Origin of the sequence: Pseudomonas sp. 7-41 (assembly GCF_021233075.1) — a bacterium.
Lineage (GTDB): Bacteria > Pseudomonadota > Gammaproteobacteria > Pseudomonadales > Pseudomonadaceae > Aquipseudomonas > Aquipseudomonas veronii.
This window is the reverse complement of sequence record NZ_CP089551.1, coordinates 5,582,286-5,607,909: the sequence shown is the minus strand read 5'-3', so window position 1 is coordinate 5,607,909 and position 25,624 is coordinate 5,582,286. Positions and strand designations below refer to the sequence as shown.

Below are 25,624 nucleotides of genomic sequence, written 5' to 3'. Positions count from 1 at the left end.
ATGTTCGAGAAATTGCAGCGGGCGTTCTGGAAAGCCCTGACCCCGGACTTGATCGCCGAAACCGTCGCGGCGCCTGTGCCGGCGGCGGAGAACCTGTTGTCCGCCGATGTGCTGAATGCCCTCGGTGGCGCGGATAACCTCCAGTCGCAACAACGCGTGGCGCTGACGCGGGTGCGTGTGCAACTGCGGGATGCGGCGCGGGTGGATGCGGCGGCGTTAAAGGCAGCGGGAGTGTCGGGAGTGATGGTGCTGGCGGGTGGGATCGTGCATCTGATCACTGGTCTTCAAGGCCAGTAGCGATTCAAATGTGGGAGGGGGCTTGCCCCCGATGGCGGTGGGTCAGTTATAAACAAGCTGACTGTCACACCGCTATCGGGGGCAAGCCCCCTCCCACATTGGGCGGTGGTGTTTGGGGGCTTCGGGTTTACAGCTGCGGGTTCTCTTCCGGCGGCTTGGTCTTGTTGACCCCTGGCACATGCAGGTTGCCTTCGACTACCTGGTTGCCTTCCAGCTGTGGCTGGGTCACCCAGGTGAGGATGTCGTAGTAGCGCCGGATGTTCGCCACGAAGTGTACCGGCTCGCCGCCCCGTGCATAGCCGTAGCGGGTCTTGCTGTACCACTGCTTCTGCGACAGGCGCGGCAGCATTTTCTTCACGTCCAGCCACTTGTTCGGGTTCAGGCCGTCCTTCTGCGCCAGCTTGCGTGCGTCGTCCAGATGCCCGGTGCCCACGTTGTAGGCGGCCAGGGCAAACCAGGTGCGGTCCGGCTCGGCGATATCGTCGTCCAGCTCGTCCTTGATCTTCGCCAGGTACTTGGCGCCGCCCATGATGCTTTGCTTGGCGTCCAGGCGGTTGGACACGCCCATCGCCTGGGCGGTGTTCTGGGTCAGCATCATCAGGCCGCGCACGCCGGTCTTGGAGGTGACCGCCGGTTGCCAGAGTGATTCCTGATAGCCGATGGCGGCCAACAGGCGCCAGTCGACCTTTTCTTCCTTGGCGAAGGTCTTGAAGTGTTTCTCGTACTTGGGCAGGCGCTGCTGCAAGTGCTGGGCGAAGGTGTAGGCGCCCATGTAGCCGAGTACATCGACGTGCCCGTAATAGCGATCTTTCAGGCGCTGCAAGGTGCCGTTCTTGCCGACCTTGTCCAGGTAGCTGTTGACCTCGTTGAGCAGGCTGTTGTCTTCGCCGGCGGCCACGGCCCAGCTTTGGTTGCTGGCATCGCCGAGGTCGAACGCCACGCGCACGTTGGGAAAGTAAACCTGGTTCATCGCCACTTCGTTGGAGTCCACCAGGGTCAGGTCGATCTGGCCCTCGTCGACCATGCGCAGCAGGTCGACCACTTCAACGGCGTCGGATTCTTCGTATTCGATCGCAGGGTTCTGCTTTTTAAGCTCGGCCAGTTGTTCGGCGTGGGTGCTGCCCTTGAGCACGATGATCTTCTTGCCCGCCAGGTCTGCCGCGTTGGTGGGGCGCGACTGGCCGTTGCGGTAGATGATCTGCGGGGTGACTTCCAGGTAAGGGTGGGAAAAGCGCACCTGCTGCTTGCGTCGCTCGCTGCTGACCAAGCCGGCGGCGGCGAGGACCGGGCCGTTGGGTTTGCCCAACTGGCCGAACAGGTCGTCGAGGTTGTCGGCGGTCTCGATTTCCAGCTTCACCCCCAGGTCGTCGGCAAAGCGCTTGACCAGTTCGTATTCGAAACCGGTTTCACCGTTGCGGTCCTGGAAATACGTGGCCGGGCTGTTCCGGGTAATCACCCGCAATACGCCATCCTCCTTGATTCGCTCGAGCGTGCTGGGTTTATCAACACAGGCGCTGAGCATCAGGAAGAGTCCGGTGGCGATGAGCCATTTGGCGCATCGCGGGCGCAAAGCAGTTGGGGAGAACATCTGCGCAGTATACGCAAACGGCCCACGGCGCCATATCTCGACAGCGGGGGACTTGTCTGCTAGCCGCCTTGAAACTGTGCTGCAGCCCGCAGAAACGTGGCTTGGAGAGCGATTGTGACGGTTAAAATAACTGTGCCCGCCGCCCCGGATAACGCCCCGGCACCGTGCAAACCCAGCCAACTGACGTTCGGCAGCGGCCAGCGTTAGTGTTTCGGGTGCCGTTGACGACGGTTTACGTTAGAATGCACGGCCTCAAAGCACACCCCTTCCCGAGGCTGTCCCGAAGATGTTGATCCTGCGCGGCGCTCCTGCCCTTTCTGCCTTTCGCCACAGCAAACTCCTTGAGCAACTGAGCCAGAAGGTTCCAGCTGTTACAGGCCTGTATGCTGAATTTGCTCATTTCGCCGACGTGACCGGCGTCTTGACCGCCGACGAACAGCAAGTGCTGGCACGCCTTCTGAAGTACGGCCCAAGCGTTCCCGTTCAAGAGCCGACTGGCCGCTTGTTCCTGGTTCTGCCGCGGTTCGGCACCATCTCGCCCTGGTCGAGCAAGGCCAGCGATATCGCCCGCAACTGCGGCCTGGAAAAAATCCAGCGCCTGGAACGCGGTATTGCCTTCTATGTCGCGGGCCAGTTCAGCGAGGCCGAAGCCGAGCTGATCGCCGGCAGCCTGCACGACCGCATGACCCAGATCATCGTCAGCCAGCTGGAACAGGCCGGTGCTCTGTTCAGCCACGCCGAGCCCAAGCCGCTGACCGCGATTGACGTGCTCGGCGGTGGCCGCGCCGCCCTCGCGAAGGCCAACACCGAGCTGGGCCTGGCCCTGGCCGAAGACGAGATCGATTATCTGGTCAACGCCTTCAACGGCTTGAAGCGCAACCCGCACGACATCGAACTGATGATGTTCGCCCAGGCCAACTCCGAGCACTGCCGTCACAAGATCTTCAACGCCAGTTGGGACATCGACGGCGAAAGCCAGGAAAAAAGCCTGTTCGGCATGATCAAGAACACCTACGTGATGCACAGCGAAGGCGTTCTGTCGGCTTATAAGGACAACGCTTCGGTCATCGTCGGCAGCGTCGCCGGCCGTTTCTTCCCGGACCCTGAAACCCGCCAGTACGGCGCGGTGCAGGAACCGGTACACATCCTGATGAAAGTCGAGACCCACAACCACCCGACCGCGATTGCCCCGTTCCCGGGCGCAGCCACCGGTTCCGGCGGCGAGATCCGCGACGAAGGTGCCACCGGCCGTGGCGCCAAGCCCAAGGCCGGGCTGACCGGTTTTACCGTGTCCAACCTGCAGATCCCGGGCTTCGAACAGCCGTGGGAAGTGCCCTACGGCAAGCCGGAGCGCATCGTCACCGCGCTGGACATCATGATCGAAGGCCCGCTGGGCGGCGCCGCGTTCAACAACGAATTCGGCCGTCCGGCGCTGACCGGTTATTTCCGTACCTTCGAACAGTCCATCACCACCCCGCGTGGCGACGAAGTGCGCGGTTACCACAAGCCGATCATGTTGGCCGGCGGCATGGGCAACATCCGTGAAGAACACGTCAAGAAAGGCGAGATTCTGGTCGGCTCCAAGCTGATCGTGCTCGGCGGCCCGGCGATGCTGATCGGCCTGGGCGGCGGCGCGGCTTCCTCCATGGCCACCGGCACCAGCTCGGCAGACCTGGACTTCGCTTCGGTACAGCGCGAAAACCCAGAGATGGAGCGTCGCTGCCAGGAAGTCATCGACCGTTGCTGGCAGTTGGGTGACAAGAACCCGATCAGCTTCATCCACGACGTCGGCGCCGGCGGTTTGTCCAACGCCTTCCCGGAACTGGTCAACGATGGCGAGCGTGGCGGCCGTTTCGAACTGCGCAACATTCCAAACGACGAGCCGGGCATGGCCCCGCACGAAATCTGGAGCAACGAGTCCCAGGAACGCTACGTCCTGGCCGTCGGTCCTGAAGACTTCGCGCGCTTCCAGGCCATCTGCGAACGCGAGCGTTGCCCGTTTGCCGTGGTCGGCGAAGCCACTGCCGAGCCGCAACTGACGGTCACCGACAGCCACTTCGGCAACAGCCCGGTGGACATGCCGCTCGAAGTGCTGCTGGGCAAAGCCCCGCGCATGCACCGCTCGGCGGTACGTGAAACCGAGCTGGGCGATGACTTCGACCCAAGCACACTGGAATTGGCCGACAGCATCGAACGCGTGCTGCACCACCCGGCGGTCGCGAGCAAAAGCTTCCTGATCACCATCGGCGACCGCACCATCACCGGCCTGGTTGCCCGTGACCAAATGGTCGGCCCATGGCAAGTGCCGGTGGCCGACGTTGCCGTCACTGCCACCAGCTTCGACGTCTACACCGGTGAAGCCATGGCCATGGGCGAACGCACGCCGCTGGCCCTGTTGGACGCTCCGGCGTCGGGCCGCATGGCCATTGGTGAAACCCTCACCAACATCGCCGCGTCCCGTATCGGCAAGCTGTCCGACATCAAATTGTCGGCCAACTGGATGTCCGCTGCCGGTCACCCCGGCGAAGACGCGCGCCTGTACGACACCGTCAAGGCTGTCGGCATGGAGCTGTGCCCTGAACTGGGGATCACCATTCCGGTGGGCAAGGACTCCATGTCCATGGCCACCCGCTGGAACGACGAAGGCGTGGACAAGAGCGTCACCTCGCCACTGTCGTTGATCGTCACCGGTTTCGCGCCGGTCACCGACATCCGCCAGACCCTGACCCCGCAACTGCGCATGGACAAGGGCACCACCGATCTGATCCTGATCGACCTGGGCCGTGGCCAGAACCGCATGGGCGCCTCGATCCTCGCGCAAACCCATGGCAAGCTCGGCAAACACGCGCCGGACGTCGATGACGCCGAAGACCTGAAAGCCTTCTTCGCCGTGATCCAGGGCCTCAACGCCGACGGCCACCTGCTGGCCTACCACGACCGGTCCGACGGTGGTCTGTTGACCAGCGTGGTCGAGATGGCCTTCGCCGGTCACTGCGGCTTGAACCTGGTGCTCGACAGCGTTGCCGAGGACGCCTCTGAACTCAACGGCATCCTGTTCAACGAAGAGCTGGGTGCGGTGATCCAGGTGCGCCAGGACGCGACGCCAAACGTATTGGCACAGTTCAGCGCCGCCGGCCTGGGCGATTGCGTGGCCGTGATCGGCCAGCCGATCAACAACGGTCAGATCGACATCGTCTTCAACGGCGACACCGTGTTCGAAGGCCAGCGCCGTCTGCTGCAGCGCCAGTGGGCCGAGACCAGCTACCAGATCCAGCGCCTGCGCGATAACGCCGACTGCGCCGAGCAGGAATTCGACGTGATCCTGGAAGAAGACAACCCGGGCCTGAGCACCAAGCTCAGCTTCGACGTCAACCAGGACATCGCCGCGCCGTACATCAAGAAAGGCATTCGCCCACAGGTTGCCGTACTGCGCGAGCAGGGCGTCAACGGCCAGGTGGAAATGGCGGCCGCGTTCGACCGCGCCGGCTTCAATGCGATCGACGTACACATGAGCGACATCCTCGCCGGTCGCGTCGACCTCAACGAGTTCAAAGGCCTGGTGGCCTGCGGCGGTTTCTCCTACGGCGACGTGCTGGGTGCCGGTGAAGGCTGGGCCAAGTCGGCCCTGTTCAACAGCCGTGCCCGCGACGCGTTCCAGGGCTTCTTCGAACGCAACGACAGCTTCACCCTGGGTGTGTGCAACGGTTGCCAGATGATGTCCAACCTCCACGAACTGATCCCGGGCAGCGAGTTCTGGCCGCACTTCGTGCGTAACCGTTCCGAGCAGTTCGAAGCCCGTGTCGCCATGGTGCAGGTGCAGGAGTCCAACTCGATCTTCCTGCAAGGCATGGCCGGTTCGCGTATGCCAATCGCCATCGCTCATGGTGAAGGCCATGCCGAGTTCGCCAGCGAAGAAGCCTTGCTCGAAGCCGATGTGTCCGGTTGCGTCGCCATGCGTTTCGTCGACAACCACGGCAAGGTCACCGAAAGCTACCCGGCCAACCCGAACGGCTCACCGCGCGGGATCACCGGCCTCACCAGCCGCGACGGTCGCGTCACCATCATGATGCCGCACCCGGAGCGTGTATTCCGCGCCGTGCAGAACTCGTGGCGCCCGGAAGAGTGGAACGAAGACGGCGCGTGGATGCGGATGTTCCGCAACGCGCGCGTGTGGGTGAACTAAGGCGGTGTACAAGCTCAGCTTCTTCGTGCCCGGCAGCCATGTGGAGGCGGTGAAAGCCGCCGTCTTCGCAGCCGGCGGCGGGCGCATCGGCGACTACGACAGCTGCGCCTGGCAAGTGCTGGGCCAGGGCCAATTCCGCGCGTTGGACGGCAGCCAGCCGTTTCTCGGGCAAGTCGGCCAGGTTGAAGTGGTTGAAGAGTGGAAGGTTGAGCTGGTGGTGGCGGATGAGCTGATCGTGGCTGTTGTGGCTGCGTTGAAGCTGAGCCATCCCTATGAGACACCGGCGTATGAGGTGTGGCGGTTGGCGGATTTCTGATTCGTTGATTGCATGAACGAGAAACCCGCTGGGCCAGTTTGGTCAGTGGGTTTTTTGTTGGCTGTAAGGGCCTCATCGCGGGCAAGCCCGCTCCCACATTTGACCGAGTTCCAACGCTGGAATGCGGGCAAATGTGGGAGGGGACTTGCCCGCGATGAGGCCAGAACAACCACTACCTCTCTTAAACCCTGGCGCCGACCTCATGGCCGCTGACCAGTCGCTCCAATACCTCACTCAAGCCCGAGGCCTTGTCACCAATCAGCAGGTGCCAAACACCGCTATCAAGTTGGCTGATGCCTTGGCAACCAAGCGCCGTCAGTTGAGCCTCGGACACCACCGAATCATCCCCCAATTCCACCCGCAACCGGGTCATCGCCACCGCTTCCAGCTGGCGCACATTCCCCCGGCCGCCCAATGCACTCAACCATTGCTCGGCTTCCTGCACATTGACCGCGACCGGCTTATCCACCGGCGCGGCGGCCACAAACGCTGGCATCGCCAGGCGAATCTCATCGGCAATGCTGTCGGCCATCGGCCCGACCACCACCTGCAAACTGCCGCCGTTGCCCGGCCGCACCACGGCCATCGCGCCGAGGGCTTTCAACTGTGCATCCACCGCTTTGTTGCGGTCGACCATGTCCAGGCGCAGGCGCGTGGTGCAAGCCCCCACGCTGAGCAGGTTGTCCGCCCCTCCCAGCGCGTGGATGTAAGCCGTGGCGCGCTGGTTATCGCTCATCGCTTCGGCCTGCGCTACCGGGATATCTTCGCGGCCCGGTGTCTTCAGGTTGAAGCGGCGGATGCAGTAGCTGAACACGCTGTAGTAAATCGCCGCATAAGCCAGGCCGACCGGTACGACCAGCCAACCGTTGGTGGACTTGCCCCAGCCCAGCACCATGTCGATAAAGCCGCCGGAGAAAGTAAACCCGAGGTGGATATCCAGCAGGTTGGTGACCGCCATCGACAGCCCGGTCAGCAGCGCATGCAGCAGGTACAGGAACGGCGCGAGGAACATGAAGGCGAATTCGATCGGCTCGGTCACGCCGGTCAGGAACGAGGTCAGCGCCATCGACAGGAAAATCCCGCCCATCACTTTGCGTCGTTCCGGCAGGGCATTGCGGTACATCGCCAGGCACGCGGCGGGCAGGCCGAACAGCATCACCGGGAACATGCCGGTCATGAACTGGCCACCTTTCGGGTCGCCAGCGAAGTAGCGGGTCAGGTCGCCGGTCACCACCGCGCCGGTCACCGGGTCGGTAAAGCTGCCGAACACGAACCACGCCATGTTGTTGAGGATATGGTGCAGGCCGGTGACGATCAGCAGTCGGTTGAACACGCCAAACACGAAGGCCCCCAGGCTGCCGCTTTCCATCAGCAACACGCCGAAGCTGTTGATGCCGTGCTGGATCGGCGGCCAGATCAGGCCAAAGATCACGCCCAGGCCGACCGCGCTGAACCCGGTGACAATCGGCACGAATCGCCGCCCGCCGAAGAACGCCAGGTACTCCGGCAGCTTGATGTCCTTGAAGCGGTTATACAGCCCGCCTGCCATCAGGCCGCTGGCGATCCCGGCGAGCATGCCCATGTTGATGGTCGAGTCCATCACCTTGAGCGTCGAGATCATCACCAGGTAGCCGATGGCCCCGGCCAAACCGGCCGTGCCGTTATTGTCGCGGGCAAAGCCCACGGCGATGCCGATGGCGAAGATCAGCGCAAGGTTGGCGAAGATCGCCTGCCCGGCGTCGTGCATCACCGCGATGTTGAGCAGGTCGGTGTCGCCCAGGCGCAGCAGCAGGCCGGCGATCGGCAGGATCGCGATCGGCAGCATCAGCGCACGGCCCAGGCGTTGCAGGCCTTCGATAAGGTGTTGGTACATGGCGTGTCTCCCTTTTCTTGTTGTTGTCAGCTCAGCGGCCAGTGGTGTTGACAGGCTTGGCGTACCGCCTTGGCGCTGCTCAGGTCGAGCAGGCCCAGGCTCAGTTGCCGGCATTGCGCCGCGTCCAGATGGCGGACGCGGTCCTTGATTTCGCCGATCTGCGGCGGGCTGACCGATAGCTCGCTGACCCCCAGCCCGACCAACACCGGCGTCGCCAGCGGGTCGGATGCCAAGGCGCCGCACACGCCGACCCAACGCCCGTGTTTGGCCGCGCCCGTGCAGGTCTGGGCGATCAGCCGCAGCAGCGCCGGGTGCAGCGCATCGACCCGCGCGGCGAGGCCGGCGTGGTCGCGGTCCATGGCCAGGGTGTACTGGGACAGGTCATTGGTGCCGATGGACAGGAAGTCCGCATGCCTGGCCAGTTGTTCGGCCATCAGCGCGGCGGCGGGCACTTCGATCATCACCCCCAGTTCCGGGCGTTGGGTCAGTTGCAGCTCGGCGCACAGTTCATCCAGGCGTTGGCGGATCTGCAGCAGTTCGTCGACTTCGCTGACCATCGGCAGCAGGATGCGGCAGCGCGCCAGCGGACTGACTTGCAGCAGTGCGCGCAGTTGTTGGTCGAGCACGTCGGGGCGCACCTGGGCCAGGCGAATGCCGCGCAGGCCCAGCACCGGGTTGGCCTCGACCGGCAGCGGCAGGTAGTCGAGCTGTTTGTCGCCGCCCACGTCGATGGTGCGGATGATCACCGACTTGTCGCCCATCGCATCCAGCACGGCTTGATAGGCCTGGCGCTGTTCCTGTTCATCCGGCGCGGTGCGGCGGTCGACGAAGAGGAACTCGGTGCGCAGCAGGCCGATGCCATCGGCGCCGTTTTCAAACGCCACCTGGGCCTCGGCGCTGGAGGCGACATTGGCGGCGACTTCGATGGTCATGCCATCGCGGGTGTTCGCTGGCAGTCGGGCCTGGGTCTGTTGTTCCTGGCGACGCAGGTTCTGTGTTTCGCGAATCCGCTCGACTTCGGCGTGGCGCGTCGCGCTGGGCGCCAGCTCCAGGCGACCGTTGGCCGCGTCGAGCACCACGCGTTGGCCTTGGGGCACATCGAGCACTTCGGCGCCCAATGCCACCACGCACGGCAAGCCTTTCCCGCGGGCCAGGATCGCGACATGGGAGGTGGCGCCGCCCTCGGCCATGCAAAGGCCGGCGGCGTGTTGCGCGCTCAGTTGGAGCAGGTCCGACGGCGTCAGCTCGTGGGCGCTGACAATCGCCCCGGCAGGCAACTCGACGTGCCACGCTTCGCCGAGCAGCACGCGCAGTACCCGTTGTTGCAGGTCGCGCAGGTCGTTGGAGCGCTCGGCCAGCAACGGCTTGCCCAGGCCCAGCAACACCGCGCATTGCGCCTGGATCGCATCGCGCCAGGCGTGGGTCGCGGCGCTGCCGTGCTCGATGGCGCGGGTGGCGGTGTCCAGCAGGGCGGGGTCTTCCAGCAAGGCGAGGTGGGCGGCGAAGATGTCTTCTTCTTCGGCATTTCGGCGTTGGCGGGCGAGGTCCAGGGTGGTGCGGATTTCGCCGCGCACTTGCTCAAGGGCCGCGTCCAGCCGTTGCAACTGTTCGTCGGCGCAGTGGTTGCCGGTATCGGCCGGCAACTCGATCGTGCTCAGGCGGAACAGCGGCCCGCACACCAGGCCCGGTGCCGCACAAACACCTTGCAACACACCGACCTCGGTATTCGCGCGGCGTGGAGCGGCCGCCATCGGCGTGTGAGGTTCTTCGCCGATGGCGACAGACAGCGCGGCGACCAGCGCCTGCAACGCCGCCGCGCAGTCCTTGCCGCGACAGGTGACACACACCTCATCGCCCTCACCGATGCCCAGCCCCATCAGGCCGATCAAGCTGTCGCACGCCGCCGACTTGCCGGCGAAATGCAACTGCGTCTGGCTGCTGAACGCTTGTGCGGTCTTGCGGATCAATGCCGCCGGACGCGCATGCAAGCCGCCGCGATGGGTGATCCGCACGTTGGCGCTGGCTTGCGCGACGGAGTTATCCACAGTGGTTTGCAGCGCGGCGCCGGAACGCAGCGCTACGCGCGCCAGCGGTTCACCGTGTTTGACTGAGCGCAGCGGCAGCGGTGTCAGTTCGAAGCGCTCGCTGTTGGTGAGAATGATCAGGCTGACCAGGCTTTTGCACTGGCGCGCAATCCGGTCCAGATCGAACTGTATCAGCGCCTGGCCCTTGCTCACCTGCGCACCGTTCTTCACCAGCAGGGCGAACCCTTCGCCGTTCAACTCCACGGTGTCGATGCCCACATGCATCAACAGCTCGGCGCCGTTCTGCGCGCGAAGCGTCAGCGCATGCCCGGTGCGCGCGACATGGATGATCTCGCCGTCGCACGGTGCGTACAGGCTATCGTTCAGCGGATCGATGGCCAGGCCGTCACCCATGGCGCCGCTGGCGAATACTTCGTCGGGGACGTTGCCCAGGGCCAGCACCGGCCCGCTGAGGGGGGCGCCGAGGGTCAATGCATTATTGTTGTTGGACATGGGCACGGTACTCATCAGGAAATCGCAGCACGCCACTCAGTGGGTGCGGGTCACTTTGCTCAGGTGGCGCGGCTGGTCCGGGTTCATGCCACGGGCGAGCGCCAGGCCGGCGGCCATGACATAGAAACTCTGGATGGCCAGGATCGGGTCCAGGCTCGGGTGTTCGGCGCGGCTGAGCGGCAGGTCGCGTTCGGCGATATCGTCCGGCGCGGCCAGCAACACGCGGGCGCCGCGTTGGCGCATATCGGCGGCCAGGCTCAACAGGCCGGCTTGCTCGGCACCGCGTGGGGCGAATATCAGCAGCGGGTAGTTGTCGTCGATCAAGGCCATCGGCCCGTGACGCACCTCGGCGCTGCTGAAAGCTTCGGCCTGGATCGCCGAGGTTTCCTTGAGCTTGAGCGCGGCTTCCTGGGCGATGGCAAAACCAGCGCCACGGCCGATGACCATCAACTGCTGGCAGTCGCGCAGGGCGTCGATGGCGTTCGTCCAATCCTGTTTGGCCGCCTCGCGCAGGCCATCGGGCAACGCACGGCAGGCGTGCAGCAGGTCGGTTTCCTGGTTCCAGTGGCCGACCAACAGCGCGCTGGCGCTGAGGGTGGCGATAAAGCTCTTGGTCGCGGCCACACTGAGTTCCGGCCCGGCGCACAGCGGCACATGGAATTCGCAGGCGGCTTCCAGGGGCGAGTCTTCGGCATTCACCAGCGAGATGCTCAAGGCGCCGCGTTGGCGCAGCAGGCGCAGGCTGTCGACCAGGTCCGGGCTCTGGCCCGACTGAGAGAAGCCGAATGCGACCTGGCCGCTGACCTTCAACGGCGCGTGCAGCAGGGTCACCACCGACATCGGCAACGACGCCACCGGAATGCCCACGTGCTGCATGGCCAGGTAGGCGAAGTAGCTCGCGGCGTGGTCGGAACTGCCGCGAGCGACAGTCATCGCCACGTGCGGCGGCTGACGGCGCAGGCGCTCGGCGATGTCTTGCAGGCGCGGGGCCAGGCGTTGCAACTGCGCCGCGACCGCGTCGCTGGAGGCGAGGGCCTCTTCAAGCATTTTTGAAGACAATGGTTTCTCCTTCGACCATGACGTCGGTGAGGTGCAGGGAGCGGTCCAGGCGCACGCAGTCGGCAAAGCTGCCGGGTTGCAGGCGGCCGCGTTGTTCCAGGCCCAGGTAGTCCGCCGGAAATTGCGACAGGCGTTGTGAGGCTTCGCTGATGGGCAGGCCGATCTTCACCAGGTTGCGCAGCGCCTGATCCATGGTCAGGGTGCTGCCAGCCAGGGTGCCGTCGGCCAGGCGCACGCCGCCCAGGCATTTGGTCACGGTGTGGCTGCCCAGCTTGTATTCGCCGTCGGGCATGCCGGCGGCGGCGGTGGAATCGGTGACGCAGTACAGGCATGGGATCGCGCGCAGGGCCACGCGCATGGCGCCGGGGTGTACGTGGAGCAAATCCGGGATCAATTCCGCGTACTGCGCGTGGGCCAGCGCCGCGCCGACGATGCCGGGCTCACGGTGATGCAGCGGGCTCATGGCGTTATACAAATGCGTGAAGCTGGTGGCGCCGGCGGCGAGGGCGGCGACGCCTTCCTCATAGCTGCCCAGGGTGTGGCCGATCTGCATACGCACGCCGCGTGTACTGAGGGCGCGGATCAGGCGGTCATGCCCGGCGATTTCCGGGGCGATGGTGATCACCCGGATCGGCGCCAGGCGCAGGTAGGCTTCCACTTCTTCCATCAATGCGGTGTGGGCGAAGTTGGGTTGCGCGCCGAGTTTGCCCGGATTGATGTAGGGCCCTTCCAGGTGTACGCCGAGGACCCGGGCGCTGCCGCTCGGGCGTTGCGCGCAGAAGCTGCCGAGCTGGCCGAGCACGCTGGAGATTTCATCCACCGGCGCGGTCATGGTGGTGGCCAGCAGCGACGTGGTGCCAAAGCGCACGTGGGTGCGGGTGATGGTTTCGAAGGCGTCGGCACCTTCCATGATGTCTTTGCCGCCACCGCCGTGGACGTGCAGGTCGATAAAACCCGGCAGCAGGTAGGGCAGGTCGTTGTCGGCCGGGTCGCAAGGTGCGCCTTCAATGGCGATCACCTTGCCGTGTTCATGCACCAGGCGGCCGCGAATCCAGCCATGGGGTGTGAGGATATTGTCTTCGGACATGGGCAGTTCTCTAAGGCCGCGGTGCGCGGCAAAGGCCTATCGACGCAGCTCGGCGACAAAGTCGTAGTAGTCGTTGCGGCAGTAGGTGTCGGTGATTTCGATCGGGGTGTTGTCGGCGGTGTAGCCGACACGGGTCATCAACAGCATGGCGGTGCCGGGGGCGATGCCGACCAGCGCGGCGAACTCGTCCGAGGCGTTGATCGCCTGGATATGCTGCAGGGCGCGCACGATGGGTTTGCCGATGCCTTCGAGGTACTCGTAGAGGGACTGGCCGATGGCTTGCGGGTGCGGCAGCACCGCGGCGGGCATGGTGGTCATTTCGATGGCCATCACCGTGTCGTCCGCCTTGCGCAGGCGCTTGAGCCGCGCCACTTTGTCGGTCGGCGACAGGCCCAGGCGGATCAGCTCTTCGTGGGTCGGCGCGCTGATGTCGCGTTCCAGCCACTGGGAGCTGGGCACAAACCCCTTGAGTCGCAGCATCTCGCTGAAGCCCGACAGGCGCGACAGCGGTTGTTCCAGGCGTGGCGTGATAAAGGTGCCGGAGCCTTGGCTGCGACGGATCAGGCCTTGGGCAAACAAGACTTCCAGCGCCTTGCGGGCGGTGACGCGCGAGATGCTCAACTGCTCGCTGAGGGCGCGTTCCGACGGCAGGGCCTGTTCGGATTTCCATTGGCCGGCGTGGATCGCCGCTTCCAGGTTGCGGGCCAGTTGCAGGTACAGCGGCGTGGATTGCTTGTCGTCGGGACGCAGCGTCAGGATGGGGTTCATCTGTCAGGTTTCCGATGCGGTTATTAGTGTGTTGTCGCCCGGTATTGGCCGGAAACTAATACCACTTAAATACCATGTCAATGCTGCCAAAACGCTTCGGCTCCTGGTTTCAGGGCGCATTAACGGTGTCTGGTATCAAGTGGTATTAGAGAGGTCTTTAAGGCGCGCAGAGCTGCGCAGCCTGCGGGGTGAATTGGTATTCACCGGCAGGCGCTGTCGAGGGCAGGAAACTTTTTTTAGTTAATTGACCGAGGGGCGAAGGTTACGGGCGGATCTCGACCAGGGTGCCGTCCTTGACCAGGTTCCAGACTTCGCGCATGTCGACGTTACGCATGCCGATGCAGCCGTCGGTCCAGTCCAGGGTGTGAAACCACTGCTCCGGGTACTCCGCGGTGTCGGGCGTGCCGTGGATCATGATCATGCTGCCGGGGTTCACGCCTTGGCGGCGGGCACGGGCCGAATCGCTGATATTGGGGTAGGAGATGTGCATGGACAGGTTGTAGCGGTCGCTGGTTTTGCGCCAGTCGATCCAATACAAGCCTTCCGGCGTGCGACGGTCGCCCTCGATCAGCTTGGTGCCCTTGGGGTTTTTGCCCAGGGAGATACGGTAGGTCTTGAGGGGTTTGCCGTCGTTGATCAGTTGCAACTGATGGGCGGACTTGAGGACCAGAATTTTCTCGACCGTTTTGCCGCCCAGGGTTTCCAGGGTGGTGGCTGAGGACAACGTGGCGAACGACAGGCAGAGCAAAGCAAGCAACCAACGCATTAAAACGATTTCCCTTGGACGACGATCTGCCGGTTTGTTATTGGGCGGGCTGGGACAGCGGCGGCACAGCTTCGTTGCGCACCGGGAACGACCGTAGGCGACGGTCGGCGAAGAAGTATTCTAAGGTACGCCCGACTGTGCGGAAAGCCAGCTCGGACCAAGGGATATCGGCCTCGTCGAACAGTCGCACTTCCAGGCTTTCGGGGCCAGCGGCGAAGTTCAGGTCAATCAGCTCGGCGCGGTAGAACACGTGCACCTGGCTGATATGCGGTACGTCGATCAGGGTGTAGAGGCTCAGGTTGCGTACATGGGCGCAGGCTTCTTCCATGGTCTCGCGCATGGCGGCCTGTTCCACGGTCTCGCCGTTCTCCATGAAACCGGCGGGCAGGGTCCAGTAACCCAGGCGGGGCTCGATGGCGCGGCGACACAACAACACTTGATCGCCCCACACCGGCACGGTGCCGGCGACGATATTGGGGTTCTGGTAGTGAATGGTATGACAGTGATCGCATACAAAACGCAGGCGTGCGTCGCCTTCGGGAATGCGTTGGGTGACCGGTTTACCGCACTGGCTGCAGAAATTCATGCTGGGGTTCCTGGAAAGTCTGCCTATCTTGGCGTGGGCGGCAGGGCCCTGCAAGTTGTCGTTTCGCGACAGCCCTTCGGTTTTGGGGTTGGGCGCCCGCGCGCTTTGGTGCATGATGCAAAGTAGCCAACAGACCGAGATGACTCATGCTGGACGAGCTACTTCGCCGGGTAAGCAATCACACACCGCAACGGCTTGAGACCGACGGGCGTTTCCCCGAGGCCGCCGTGCTGGTGCCGATTACCCGCAGTGACGAACCTGAGCTGATCCTGACCCTGCGCGCCAGCGGCCTGTCGACCCATGGTGGCGAAGTGGCCTTTCCCGGCGGGCGTCGCGACCCCGAAGACCCGGACCTGATCTTCACCGCCCTGCGCGAAGCCGAAGAAGAAATCGGCCTGCCGCCCGGCCTGGTCGAGGTGATCGGCCCGTTGAGCCCGCTGATTTCCCTACATGGCATTCGGGTCACGCCCTACGTTGGCGTCATCCCGGACTACGTCGACTACCTGGCCAACGACGCCGAAATCGCCGCCGTCTTCAGCGTGCCCCTGGAGTTTTTCCGCCAGGACCCGCGCGAACATACGCACCGCATCGATTACCAGGGCCGCAGTTGGTACGTGCCGAGCTATCGGTTCGGCGAATACAAGATCTGGGGGCTGACGGCAATCATGATCGTTGAGCTGATCAATTTGCTCTATGACGATGCCAACATCAGCCTGCACCAGCCGCCCAAGAGCTTCATCCATCTATAAGCCATCGTTTAAATGGCCAGTCGTGAGGACATATCATGAAATACCGCCTGGGCGACGCCCGCGTCGAGACGCACCCACACAGCTGGGTGGCGCCGAATGCCACGCTGGTGGGCAAGGTCAAGCTGGAGGAGGGCGCCAATGTCTGGTTCAACGCGGTGTTGCGTGGCGACAACGAACTGATCCTGATCGGCAAGAACAGCAATGTGCAGGACGGCAGCGTGATGCACACCGACATGGGTTACCCGCTGACCCTGGGCACCGGCGTGACCATCGGCCATAACGCCATGCTGCATGGCTGCACCGTCGGCGACTACAGCCTGATCGGCATCAACGCGGTGATCCTCAACGGCGCGAAGATCGGCAAGCACTGCATCATCGGCGCCAATTCGCTGATCGGCGAAGGCAAGGAGATTCCCGATGGCTCCCTGGTCATGGGCTCGCCGGGCAAAGTCGTGCGCGAATTGACTGACGCGCAGAAGAAGATGCTCGAGGCCAGCGCTGCGCACTATGTGCATAACGCCCAGCGTTATGCGCGGGATCTGGTCGAGCAGGAAGAATGAAGCCGCCAGAGCGCCCCGTCGCCTCGCCGTGCGTAAGCATTTGCGCGCTGGATGACGACGACATTTGCACCGGTTGCCAGCGTACCGTGGAAGAAATCACGCGTTGGAGCCGCATGGACAACGCCGAGCGTCGGGTGGTGTTGGGGTTGTGTCATGAGCGGGCGCTGGCGGGTGGGTTGGTGTTTATGGCGTCCGGTAAATCCGTTGGCTGAATCATCGCTATCGGGGGCAAGCCCCCTCCCACATTTTGACCGCGTTCCTACAGATTAAACGCGGTCGAATGTGGGAGGGGGCTTGCCCCCGATGGCGCCATCCCAGACGACATCCCTGTAATTGTGTACCCTGTGCGGCATTACCCACAGGTCCATCCCCCCATGCTCTTCCTGATCGCCTACATCAGCAGCGTCGTGCTGATCAACTTCGCCTTCTCCACCGCGCCGCACCTGGATGTGATCTGGTCCGCCTGGGGCGGCCTGGTGTTTATCCTGCGCGACATGGTGCAAACCCGCTTCGGCCACGGCGCGATCCTTGCCATGCTGGCGGCGCTGGCGCTGTCGTATATCACCTCCGACCCGTCCATCGCGCTGGCCAGCGCCACTGCGTTCGCGGTGTCCGAGTGCATTGACTGGCTGGTGTTCAGCATCACCAAGCGCCCGCTCCACGATCGCCTGTGGATAAGTTCGGCGCTGAGCATTCCCCTCGATACCTTTATCTTTTTCGGCTTGATCGGTGCGCTTACGCCTGCCGTGGTGGGCACCGCGCTGGCGTCGAAATTCGCCGGGGTCACGGCGGTCTGGCTGATCATGGCCTGGCGTATCCGCAAACGTGCCGTCGCCAACTGAAGCCAATCTGTGCAGTTCATGTAAAATGCCGGCCTTTCTCCCCATGATCCGCTCCCCTGAGGACCTGAGATGACCCGAATCGGAACTCCATTGTCGCCAACCGCGACCCGCGTTTTGCTGTGTGGCTGCGGTGAGCTGGGCAAGGAAGTGGTAATCGAACTGCAACGCCTGGGCGTTGAAGTGATTGCCGTGGATCGCTACGCCAACGCGCCGGCGATGCAGGTGGCTCATCGCAGCCATGTGATCAACATGCTCGACGGCGCGGCCCTGCGTGCGGTGATCGAGGCGGAAAAACCGCACTTCATCGTGCCGGAAATCGAAGCCATCGCCACCGCCACCCTGGTGGAGCTGGAGGCCGAAGGCTTCACCGTGATCCCGACCGCGCGCGCCGCGTCGCTGACCATGAACCGCGAAGGCATCCGGCGCCTGGCCGCCGAAGAGCTGGACCTGCCGACCTCGCCGTACCACTTCGCCGATACCTTCGAAGACTACAGCAAGGCCGTGCAAGACCTGGGCTTCCCGTGTGTGGTCAAGCCGGTGATGAGTTCGTCGGGCAAGGGCCAGAGCCTGCTGCGCAGTGCCGACGACGTGCAGAAAGCCTGGGATTACGCTCAGGAAGGCGGGCGTGCCGGCAAGGGTCGGGTGATCATCGAAGGCTTTATCGACTTCGACTACGAAATCACCCTGCTGACCGTGCGCCACATCGGCGGCACGACCTTCTGTGCGCCGGTCGGCCACCGTCAGGAGAAAGGCGATTACCAGGAATCCTGGCAGCCTCAGGCCATGAGCCCGATTGCCCTGGCGGAATCCGAGCGCGTGGCCAAGGCCGTCACGGAATCCCTGGGCGGCCGCGGCCTGTTTGGCGTGGAGTTGTTCATCAAGGGCGATCAGGTGTGGTTCAGCGAAGTGTCGCCACGCCCGCATGACACCGGCCTGGTCACCTTGATTTCCCAGGACTTGTCGCAGTTCGCCCTGCACGCGCGCGCCATCCTGGGCCTGCCGATCCCATTGATCCGTCAGTTCGGGCCTTCGGCGTCGGCGGTGATCCTGGTGGAAGGGCAATCGACCCAGACCGCTTTTGCCAACCTCGGCGCGGCCCTGAGCGAGCCGGACACGGCGTTGCGTCTGTTCGGTAAGCCGGAAGTCAACGGCCAGCGCCGCATGGGCGTGGCGTTGGCGCGGGATGAGTCGATTGAAGCGGCTCGCGCCAAGGCGACCCGTGCGGCTCAGGCGGTTGTTGTAGAGCTCTAAACCGCGTCGTGCCTATCGGGGGCAAGCCCCCTCCCACACTTAACCGCGTTTAATCTGTAGGAATGCGGTCAAAATGTGGGAGGGGGCTTGCCCCCGATAGCGATCTATCAGGCAACCTTGTTCAAATCGTTATCCCGCGTCTCTTTCAAGCACAGCACCGCAATCAAGCTCAGCAACGCTGCCGCCGACACATACCCGCCGACATAACTCAGCCCGCCCATCGCCACCAGCTTGGTCGCGAAGAACGGTGCCGCCGACGCACCGACGATCCCACCCAGGTTATACGCCGCCGAAGCGCCGGTATAACGCACGCGGGTCGGGAACAGTTCCGGTAGCAACGCGCCCATTGGGGCGAAGGTCACACCCATCAGGAACAGCTCCAGGGCCAGGAACAGCGCCACGGCCCAGGTCGAACCGTGGGTCAGCAACGGCTCCATGGTGAAACCCGACAGAATCGCCAGCAGCGCACCGACAATCAGCACCGGCTTGCGCCCGAATCGATCGCTGGCCAAGGCTGCCAGCGGCGTCGCCAGGCCCATGAACAGCACGGCAAAACACAGCAAGCCGAGGAATGTCTCGCGGCTGTAGCCCAGGGTCGAAACGCCGTAGCTCAGGGAAAACGCCGTGGTGATATAGAACAGCGCATAACACACCACCATCGACGCGGCACCCAGCAGCACCGGCAGCCAATGCTGGCTGAACAGTTCCACCAACGGCACTTTTACCGGTGCTTCCTTCGCTACCGCACTGGCGAATACCGGGGTTTCATGCAGCTTCAGCCGCGCATACAGGCCGACCATCACCAGCGCTGCGCTGAGGATGAACGGGATGCGCCAGCCCCAACTGCGGAACTGCTCGTCGTTCAGGTTCATGGCCAGGATCAGGAACAGGCCGTTGGCCGCCAGGAAGCCAATCGAAGGACCGAGTTGCGGGAACATGCCGAACCACGCGCGTTTGCCCTTCGGCGCGTTCTCGGTGGCGAGCAGCGCCGCACCGCCCCATTCCCCGCCCAGCCCCAGGCCTTGGCCGAAACGCAGCACGCACAACAGAATCGGTGCCCAGGCGCCGATGCTGTCATACCCCGGCAGCAAGCCGATCAGCGTGGTACACACCCCCATCAGCAGCAACGAAGCCACCAGCGTCGATTTGCGGCCGATACGGTCGCCAAAGTGGCCGAACAGCGCCGAACCCAGCGGGCGGGCGATGAACGCGATGCCGAAGGTCAGGAACGACGCGAGCATCTGCGCCGTGCCGGAGGTCTGCGGGAAGAACACCGGGCCGATCACTAGCGCGGCCGCAGTGGCATAGATATAGAAGTCGTAGAACTCGATGGCCGTGCCGACGATGCTGGCGGTGGCGACGCGGGCGGTCGAGTTGGTCGGGGCGGCGGTCGCAGCCTCGTTATAGGTGGTGCTCATGGCGGTATCCCTGAGGGGCAGTGCGCGTTTGGACGCGGATTATTATTGGTCGAACACCCATGGATCAGGGTTGTGGGCGGAGCGGCTCGGGATGAGAGCGGGCACCGGTCGTACAGGGCAAGGCAGTGCCTGGACGCGGTCCGTGCGGATAGCACGCGGTCGGGCGCGGCTTGGGTAAGCCGACCCGATTATAGGAAGGGGGTTGCGCATCCAACAAGGGGGAAAATCTGATCGTCTGCACACAGTGGATCAGTGTGTTCCGTCAGCGAGGCTACGTGGCAACCGGCACGCGGCTGGTGTGCCAGATCAGCACCTTGCTCACGCGGTTGTCTTCGGTCTCGAGGATTTCCAGGCGGTAGCGGCCGATCTTCAGGCACACCGCGCAATCGGGAATGGTTTCCAGCGCTTCGGTCACCAGGCCGTTGAGGGTCTTGGGCCCGTCGCTGGGCAGGTGCCAGGCCAGGCTCTTGTTCAATTCGCGGATCGAGGCGGTGCCGTCGACGATGTAGCGGCCGTCCGGTTGCGCTTCGATATGCGGGTTGTCGGCACTCTGTTCGCTTTCGAATTCGCCGACGATTTCTTCGAGAATGTCTTCCAGGGTGACGATGCCCAGCACTTCGCCATACTCGTCCACCACCATGCCCAGGCGCCGCTGTTGCTTGTGGAAGTTCAGCAGTTGCAGTTGCAGGGGCGTGCTTTCCGGGACGAAGTAGGGTTCGTAGCAGGCCTCGAGCAAGGTCTCCTTGGTCAGGCTGGCATCCGGTAGCAGGTGCTGGATCAGCCGGGTGTTGAGCACGGCTTCGACCTGGTTGATGTCGCTGTGGAACACCGGCAGGCGGGTGCGCTGGGAGTTGCGCAGTTGCTCGAGGATCGCGTCGAGCGAGTCGTCCAGGTTGATGCCGTCCACTTCGCTGCGCGGCACCAGGATGTCGTTGACGGTGATGTTGTCCAGCGCGTGGATACCGGGCATGCCGGGCGTGCGACGTTCATCTCCCTCTGGCTCGGGTTCGTCATCATGGTCGGGCTGCGGGTCGTCGCTTTTTTTCACCATGCCCGGCGGGCGGGCAAAGGGGCGCAGCAACAGCAGGCTGATGCCATTGAGCAGCCAGGCGAGGGGGTAGATAATTTTCAGCGGCACGCCCAGCAGGGCATTGCCGAAGCCCAGCACCGCTTGCGGATGGCGGGTGGCCAGGGCGCGCGGCAGGTAATCGGCCAGCACCAGCAGGATCGTGCAGGAAACCAGCCAGCCCAGCCACGCGCCGTTTTGCGCCCAGGCATAGATCGCCAGCAGGGTGCAAAGGATCACCACGCCAGCACGGCACAGGGTGTTGCAGAGGATCATGCTGTGGCGCGGGAAGTGCAGACGGGCGGCAGCTTTGTCGCCCTGGCGGGTACCGGGGCGCAGGGCCAGCAGGTGCTGTTGTGCGGCTTCGATGGCGGTAAACAGCGCCGCCCACAAAATCAGCAAGGCGATTACCGCGAGCATCGGCCCTAAGGGCAAGTTGTCCATGATCGCTGCCCGTCAGATATGCAGGATGTATTCGCGAACCAGCTTGCTGCCGAAGTAGGCCAGCATCAGCAGGCAGAAACCGGCCAGGGTCCAGCGGATCGCCTTGTGCCCGCGCCAGCCAAGGCGGTTGCGGCCCCACAGCAGCACACTGAACACCACCCACGCCAGGCACGCCAGCAGGGTTTTATGCACCAGGTGCTGGGCGAACAGGTTCTCGACGAACAGCCAGCCAGAGATCAGCGACAGCGACAGCAGCGTCCAGCCGGCCCACAGGAAGCTGAACAGCAGGCTTTCCATGGTTTGCAGCGGCGGGAAGTTCTTGATCAGGCCCGACGGATGCTTGTGCTTGAGCTGATGGTCCTGCACGAGCAGGAGCAACGCCTGGAACACCGCGATGGTGAACATGCCGTAGGCCAGGATCGACAGCAGGATATGCGCAAGGATGCCCGGCTCTTCGTCGATCACCTGCACCGTGCCGGTGGGGGCGAATTGCGCCAGCAGCACCGTCAGCATGCCCAGGGGGAATAGCAGCACCAGCAGGTTTTCCACCGGGATGCGTGCGCAGGCGATCAGCGTGAGGGCGATCACTGCGGCGGCGATCAGGCTGGCGGCGCTGAAAAAATCCAGGCCCAGGCCGACCGGCGTCATCAAGTGGGTGAACAGGCTCGCGGCATGGGCCAGCAGGGCGAGCACGCCAAGGCCTGCCAGCAGGCGAGTGTCGGCCTTGGCGCCTTGCGCCAGGCGAGTGCCTTGGTAGAGGGTCGCAGCGGCATATAAAAAGGCGGCGGCGAGACTGGGTAGCAAACTGGGTGACAAAGGGAGCATAAATCCTGTTAGGCAAGCCCGAAAGGCGCTGAGTTTGGCATACACCTGCGTTCCACGAAAGACTTCAGGGCCAGACAGCGGGTGTGCATGGGCGCAGTCTTCGCTATAATCCGCGACCTGCCCACGCCGCAGGCTCGCCGAGCGCTGTTTTTAATAGCGATTTATCACAGCCTGGGCCGCCATTACCTCGGTCTACCATAGGGCCTGAAAGGATCGCGCATGTTTGAAAACTTGACTGACCGTCTCTCGCAGACGCTGCGCCATGTAACCGGCAAGGCCAAGCTGACCGAGGACAATATCAAAGACACCCTGCGTGAAGTACGCATGGCGTTGCTGGAAGCCGACGTGGCCTTGCCTGTGGTCAAGGACTTCGTCAACTCGGTCAAGGAGCGCGCGGTCGGCACCGAAGTGTCCCGCAGCCTGACGCCGGGCCAGGCTTTTGTGAAGATCGTCCAGGCCGAGCTCGAGAGCCTGATGGGCGCGGCCAACGAAGACCTGAACCTCAGCGCCGTGCCGCCGGCCGTCGTGCTGATGGCCGGTCTGCAAGGTGCGGGTAAGACCACCACCGCCGGCAAGCTGGCGCGCTTCCTTAAAGAGCGCAAGAAAAAAACCGTGATGGTGGTGTCGGCCGACGTGTACCGTCCGGCGGCCATCAAGCAGCTGGAAATGCTCGCGGGCGAAGTGGGCGTGACCTTCTTCCCGTCCGACCTGAGCCAGAAGCCGGTCGACATCGCCAACGCGGCGATCAAAGAAGCCAGGCTGAAGTTCATCGACGTGGTCATCGTCGATACCGCCGGTCGCCTGCACATCGACGAAGAGATGATGGGCGAGATCAAGGCGCTGCATGCCGCGATCAACCCGGTCGAGACGCTGTTCGTGGTCGACGCCATGACCGGCCAGGATGCGGCCAACACCGCCAAGGCCTTTGGTGACGCACTGCCGCTGACCGGCGTGATCCTGACCAAGGTCGACGGCGACGCCCGTGGCGGTGCCGCGCTGTCGGTGCGCGCCATCACCGGCAAGCCGATCAAATTCATCGGTATGGGCGAGAAGAGCGACGCGCTCGAACCGTTCCACCCTGAACGTATCGCTTCGCGTATCCTCGGCATGGGCGACGTGCTCAGCCTGATCGAGCAGGCCGAAGCGACGCTCGACAAGGACAAGGCCGATAAACTGGCCAAGAAGCTGAAGAAGGGCAAGGGCTTCGACCTCGAAGACTTCCGCGATCAGTTGCAACAAATGAAGAACATGGGCGGCCTCGGCGGCCTGATGGACAAGCTGCCGAACATCGGCGGTGTGAACCTGGCGCAAATGGGCAATGCCCAGGGCGCGGCAGAGAAGCAGTTCAAGCAGATGGAAGCCATCATCAACTCCATGACCCCGGCCGAGCGCCGCGACCCTGAGCTGATCAGCGGTTCGCGCAAGCGTCGGATCGCCATGGGCTCCGGCACCCAGGTGCAGGACATCGGTCGCTTGATCAAGCAGCACAAGCAGATGCAGAAGATGATGAAGAAATTCTCCGCCAAGGGCGGAATGGCCAAGATGATGCGCGGCATGGGCGGTATGTTGCCCGGCGGCGGCATGCCGAAAATGTAAAGTATTCGAGCGGGAGCGTGCTCCTGCTCCGCCCCACAGGGATGTGGGATCTCCAGCAAACCCGCCGTCTGGCGGGAGCTGACTTGCCGTTTTAACCGACGGCTCTATAGCAGATCTGAATGGCACGCTGATAGGCGCCAGAAAAAGACATTTGCAAAAGTCCGGATATTCCTTAGAATATGCGGCCTTTCGGGCACCTATGCCCGCTGTGCATTTAGATTTGCAGCACCGACTACAGGAACGATGTTCACATGCTAACAATCCGTCTTGCCCTTGGCGGCTCCAAAAAGCGCCCGTTTTACCACTTGACCGTAACCGACAGCCGCAACCCGCGTGACGGTTCGCACAAGGAACAGGTTGGTTTCTTCAACCCTGTTGCTCGTGGTCAAGAAGTTCGTCTGTCCGTGAACCAAGAGCGCGTAGCCTACTGGCTGAGCGTTGGTGCACAGCCTTCCGAGCGTGTTGCCAAGTTGTTGAAGGACTCGGCTAAGGCCGCAGCCTGAGCAATATGAACGCGACGCCAGCTGTTGCTGATGATTTGATCGTTATCGGCAAGATTTACTCTGTTCATGGCGTTCGCGGCGAAGTGAAGGTGTATTCCTTTACTGATCCGACTGAAAACCTGTTGCAGTACAAAACCTGGACGCTCAAGCGCGAGGGGAATGTGAAACAGGTCGAGCTGGTCAGTGGACGCGGGAACGATAAGTTCCTGGTCGCAAAGCTCAAGGGTCTTGATGATCGTGAAGAAGCTCGTCTTCTGGCCGGTTATGAGATCTGCGTGCCGCGCAACCTGTTCCCTGAATTGACCGACGGCGAGTACTACTGGTACCAGCTGGAAGGTCTGAAGGTTATTGATCAACTCGGGCAATTGCTCGGGAAAATCGATCATCTTCTGGAAACCGGCGCCAATGATGTAATGGTGGTCAAGCCTTGCGCTGGCAGCCTGGATGATCGCGAACGCCTGTTGCCCTATACCGAGCAATGCGTGTTGGCCGTCGACCTGGCCGCGGGCGAGATGAAGGTGGAATGGGACGCGGACTTCTAAGCGTGGCTAATTTGCGCATTGAAGTGATCAGTTTGTTTCCCGAGATGTTCTCCGCCATCAGCGAGTACGGCATCACCAGTCGGGCGGTGAAACAGGGGCTCTTGCAGCTCACCTGTTGGAACCCGCGAGACTACACGACGGATCGACATCACACTGTGGACGATCGCCCATTTGGCGGTGGCCCGGGCATGGTGATGAAGATCAAGCCCCTGGAAGACGCGTTGGCTCAGGCCAAGGCTGCCGCCGGGGAGAAGGCGAAGGTAATTTACCTGTCCCCTCAAGGCCGTCAGCTGAAACAGGCGGCGGTACGCGAACTGGCGAATGAGGAAGCACTGATCCTGATTGCCGGTCGCTATGAAGGCATTGACGAGCGTTTCATTGAAGCTCATGTCGATGAAGAGTGGTCGATTGGGGACTATGTCCTGTCTGGCGGTGAGCTGCCGGCGATGGTCCTGATAGATGCGGTTACACGACTGCTGCCTGGAGCTTTAGGGCATGCGGACTCCGCGGAGGAAGATTCCTTCACGGATGGTTTGCTGGATTGCCCGCACTACACCCGACCGGAGGTGTATGCGGATCAGCGTGTTCCCGACGTATTGCTAAGTGGCAATCACGCACACATCCGGCGTTGGCGTTTACAGCAGTCCCTTGGTCGGACCTATGAACGACGCGCCGATCTTCTGGAAAGCCGCTCGCTTTCTGGAGAAGAGAAGAAGCTGCTCGAGGAATACATCCTCGCGCGGGACGATAGTTAACAACGTATCGATG

General features: G+C 63.0%; 23 protein-coding genes. 12 read left to right on the top strand and 11 right to left on the bottom strand.

What is annotated here, in order from left to right:
• A complete protein-coding gene (locus LQ249_RS25445) occupies window positions 1–297 on the top strand; it encodes a PTS transporter subunit EIIB (protein WP_046382190.1) in 297 nt (98 codons plus the stop codon).
• A 127-nt stretch (window positions 298–424) separates the two neighbouring features.
• Here LQ249_RS25445 and mltF read toward each other — a convergent pair whose 3' ends face one another.
• Window positions 425–1,885 carry a membrane-bound lytic murein transglycosylase MltF gene (gene mltF, locus LQ249_RS25440; protein WP_046382191.1) on the bottom strand — a complete coding sequence of 487 codons (1,461 nt, stop codon included), beginning with the start codon at window positions 1,883–1,885 and terminating at the stop codon, window positions 425–427.
• Window positions 1,886–2,171: 286 nt separating this feature from the next.
• On the opposite strand from mltF, the gene purL reads away from it, so the two are divergent.
• Window positions 2,172–6,068, top strand: a complete 3,897-nt coding sequence (purL, locus tag LQ249_RS25435; protein ID WP_017846153.1) for a phosphoribosylformylglycinamidine synthase — start codon at window positions 2,172–2,174, stop codon at window positions 6,066–6,068.
• 4 nt (window positions 6,069–6,072) lie between these two features.
• Window positions 6,073–6,384, top strand: coding sequence for an NIF3 1 (locus LQ249_RS25430; protein WP_017846152.1), 312 nt, complete (start codon window positions 6,073–6,075; stop codon window positions 6,382–6,384).
• A 181-nt stretch (window positions 6,385–6,565) separates the two neighbouring features.
• Here LQ249_RS25430 and nagE read toward each other — a convergent pair whose 3' ends face one another.
• The 7 genes from nagE to LQ249_RS25395 all read right to left on the bottom strand — a co-directional run bounded on the left by nagE (window position 6,566) and on the right by LQ249_RS25395 (window position 15,060).
• Window positions 6,566–8,257, bottom strand: a complete 1,692-nt coding sequence (gene nagE, locus LQ249_RS25425) for an N-acetylglucosamine-specific PTS transporter subunit IIBC (protein ID WP_046382194.1) — start codon at window positions 8,255–8,257, stop codon at window positions 6,566–6,568.
• A 26-nt stretch (window positions 8,258–8,283) separates the two neighbouring features.
• On the bottom strand, window positions 8,284–10,794 hold the full coding sequence (gene ptsP, locus LQ249_RS25420; protein ID WP_232565967.1) for a phosphoenolpyruvate--protein phosphotransferase: 2,511 nt from the start codon (window positions 10,792–10,794) through the stop codon (window positions 8,284–8,286).
• 36 nt (window positions 10,795–10,830) lie between these two features.
• Window positions 10,831–11,841, bottom strand: a complete 1,011-nt coding sequence (locus LQ249_RS25415) for an SIS domain-containing protein (protein ID WP_372340287.1) — start codon at window positions 11,839–11,841, stop codon at window positions 10,831–10,833.
• Window positions 11,834–12,940, bottom strand: a complete 1,107-nt coding sequence (gene nagA / locus LQ249_RS25410; RefSeq protein WP_017846148.1) for an N-acetylglucosamine-6-phosphate deacetylase — start codon at window positions 12,938–12,940, stop codon at window positions 11,834–11,836. Before nagA ends, LQ249_RS25415 begins: the two co-directional genes overlap by 8 nt.
• Window positions 12,941–12,976: 36 nt before the next feature.
• Window positions 12,977–13,708 carry a GntR family transcriptional regulator gene (locus tag LQ249_RS25405; RefSeq protein WP_017846147.1) on the bottom strand — a complete coding sequence of 244 codons (732 nt, stop codon included), beginning with the start codon at window positions 13,706–13,708 and terminating at the stop codon, window positions 12,977–12,979.
• A 262-nt stretch (window positions 13,709–13,970) separates the two neighbouring features.
• Window positions 13,971–14,474, bottom strand: a complete 504-nt coding sequence (locus LQ249_RS25400) for a L,D-transpeptidase family protein (RefSeq protein ID WP_017846146.1) — start codon at window positions 14,472–14,474, stop codon at window positions 13,971–13,973.
• 37 nt (window positions 14,475–14,511) lie between these two features.
• Complete coding sequence (locus LQ249_RS25395) at window positions 14,512–15,060, bottom strand: NUDIX hydrolase (RefSeq protein WP_017846145.1); 549 nt, start codon at window positions 15,058–15,060, stop codon at window positions 14,512–14,514.
• 146 nt (window positions 15,061–15,206) lie between these two features.
• Here LQ249_RS25395 and LQ249_RS25390 point away from each other — a divergent pair, with 146 nt between their 5' ends.
• The 5 genes from LQ249_RS25390 to purT all read left to right on the top strand — a co-directional run bounded on the left by LQ249_RS25390 (window position 15,207) and on the right by purT (window position 18,462).
• Window positions 15,207–15,809 (top strand): CoA pyrophosphatase, encoded by a 603-nt coding sequence (locus LQ249_RS25390; RefSeq protein WP_017846144.1) that lies wholly within the window; start codon window positions 15,207–15,209, stop codon window positions 15,807–15,809.
• Window positions 15,810–15,844: 35 nt separating this feature from the next.
• On the top strand, window positions 15,845–16,369 hold the full coding sequence (locus LQ249_RS25385; protein WP_017846143.1) for a gamma carbonic anhydrase family protein: 525 nt from the start codon (window positions 15,845–15,847) through the stop codon (window positions 16,367–16,369).
• Complete coding sequence (locus LQ249_RS25380; RefSeq protein ID WP_046382197.1) at window positions 16,366–16,581, top strand: DUF1289 domain-containing protein; 216 nt, start codon at window positions 16,366–16,368, stop codon at window positions 16,579–16,581. Before LQ249_RS25385 ends, LQ249_RS25380 begins: the two co-directional genes overlap by 4 nt.
• Before the next feature lie 162 nt (window positions 16,582–16,743).
• A complete protein-coding gene (locus LQ249_RS25375) occupies window positions 16,744–17,211 on the top strand; it encodes a VUT family protein (protein ID WP_017846141.1) in 468 nt (155 codons plus the stop codon).
• Window positions 17,212–17,280: 69 nt separating this feature from the next.
• Window positions 17,281–18,462 (top strand): formate-dependent phosphoribosylglycinamide formyltransferase, encoded by a 1,182-nt coding sequence (gene purT, locus LQ249_RS25370; protein ID WP_026139924.1) that lies wholly within the window; start codon window positions 17,281–17,283, stop codon window positions 18,460–18,462.
• Between the two features lie 107 nt (window positions 18,463–18,569).
• Here the strand turns inward: purT and LQ249_RS25365 are convergent, their stop codons facing one another.
• The 3 genes from LQ249_RS25365 to LQ249_RS25355 form a co-directional block, all read right to left on the bottom strand.
• On the bottom strand, window positions 18,570–19,880 hold the full coding sequence (locus LQ249_RS25365) for an MFS transporter (protein ID WP_017846139.1): 1,311 nt from the start codon (window positions 19,878–19,880) through the stop codon (window positions 18,570–18,572).
• Between the two features lie 271 nt (window positions 19,881–20,151).
• The gene (locus LQ249_RS25360) at window positions 20,152–21,390 is read right to left on the bottom strand and encodes a transporter associated domain-containing protein (protein ID WP_108524503.1); all 1,239 of its coding nucleotides are present in this window, start codon (window positions 21,388–21,390) and stop codon (window positions 20,152–20,154) included.
• A 12-nt stretch (window positions 21,391–21,402) separates the two neighbouring features.
• Window positions 21,403–22,215: a cytochrome C assembly family protein gene (locus LQ249_RS25355; protein WP_026139922.1), complete on the bottom strand. Its 813-nt coding sequence runs from the start codon at window positions 22,213–22,215 to the stop codon at window positions 21,403–21,405.
• 219 nt (window positions 22,216–22,434) lie between these two features.
• Here LQ249_RS25355 and ffh point away from each other — a divergent pair, with 219 nt between their 5' ends.
• The 4 genes from ffh (at window position 22,435) to trmD (ending at window position 25,611) form a co-directional block, all read left to right on the top strand.
• Complete coding sequence (gene ffh / locus LQ249_RS25350) at window positions 22,435–23,811, top strand: signal recognition particle protein (RefSeq protein WP_017846136.1); 1,377 nt, start codon at window positions 22,435–22,437, stop codon at window positions 23,809–23,811.
• A gap of 251 nt (window positions 23,812–24,062) precedes the next feature.
• A complete protein-coding gene (gene rpsP, locus LQ249_RS25345) occupies window positions 24,063–24,314 on the top strand; it encodes a 30S ribosomal protein S16 (protein WP_003175899.1) in 252 nt (83 codons plus the stop codon).
• Window positions 24,315–24,319: 5 nt separating this feature from the next.
• On the top strand, window positions 24,320–24,856 hold the full coding sequence (rimM, locus tag LQ249_RS25340; RefSeq protein WP_008014731.1) for a ribosome maturation factor RimM: 537 nt from the start codon (window positions 24,320–24,322) through the stop codon (window positions 24,854–24,856).
• On the top strand, window positions 24,838–25,611 hold the full coding sequence (gene trmD / locus LQ249_RS25335) for a tRNA (guanosine(37)-N1)-methyltransferase TrmD (protein ID WP_169864091.1): 774 nt from the start codon (window positions 24,838–24,840) through the stop codon (window positions 25,609–25,611). Before rimM ends, trmD begins: the two co-directional genes overlap by 19 nt.
• The last annotated feature ends 13 nt before the right edge of the window (window positions 25,612–25,624 follow it).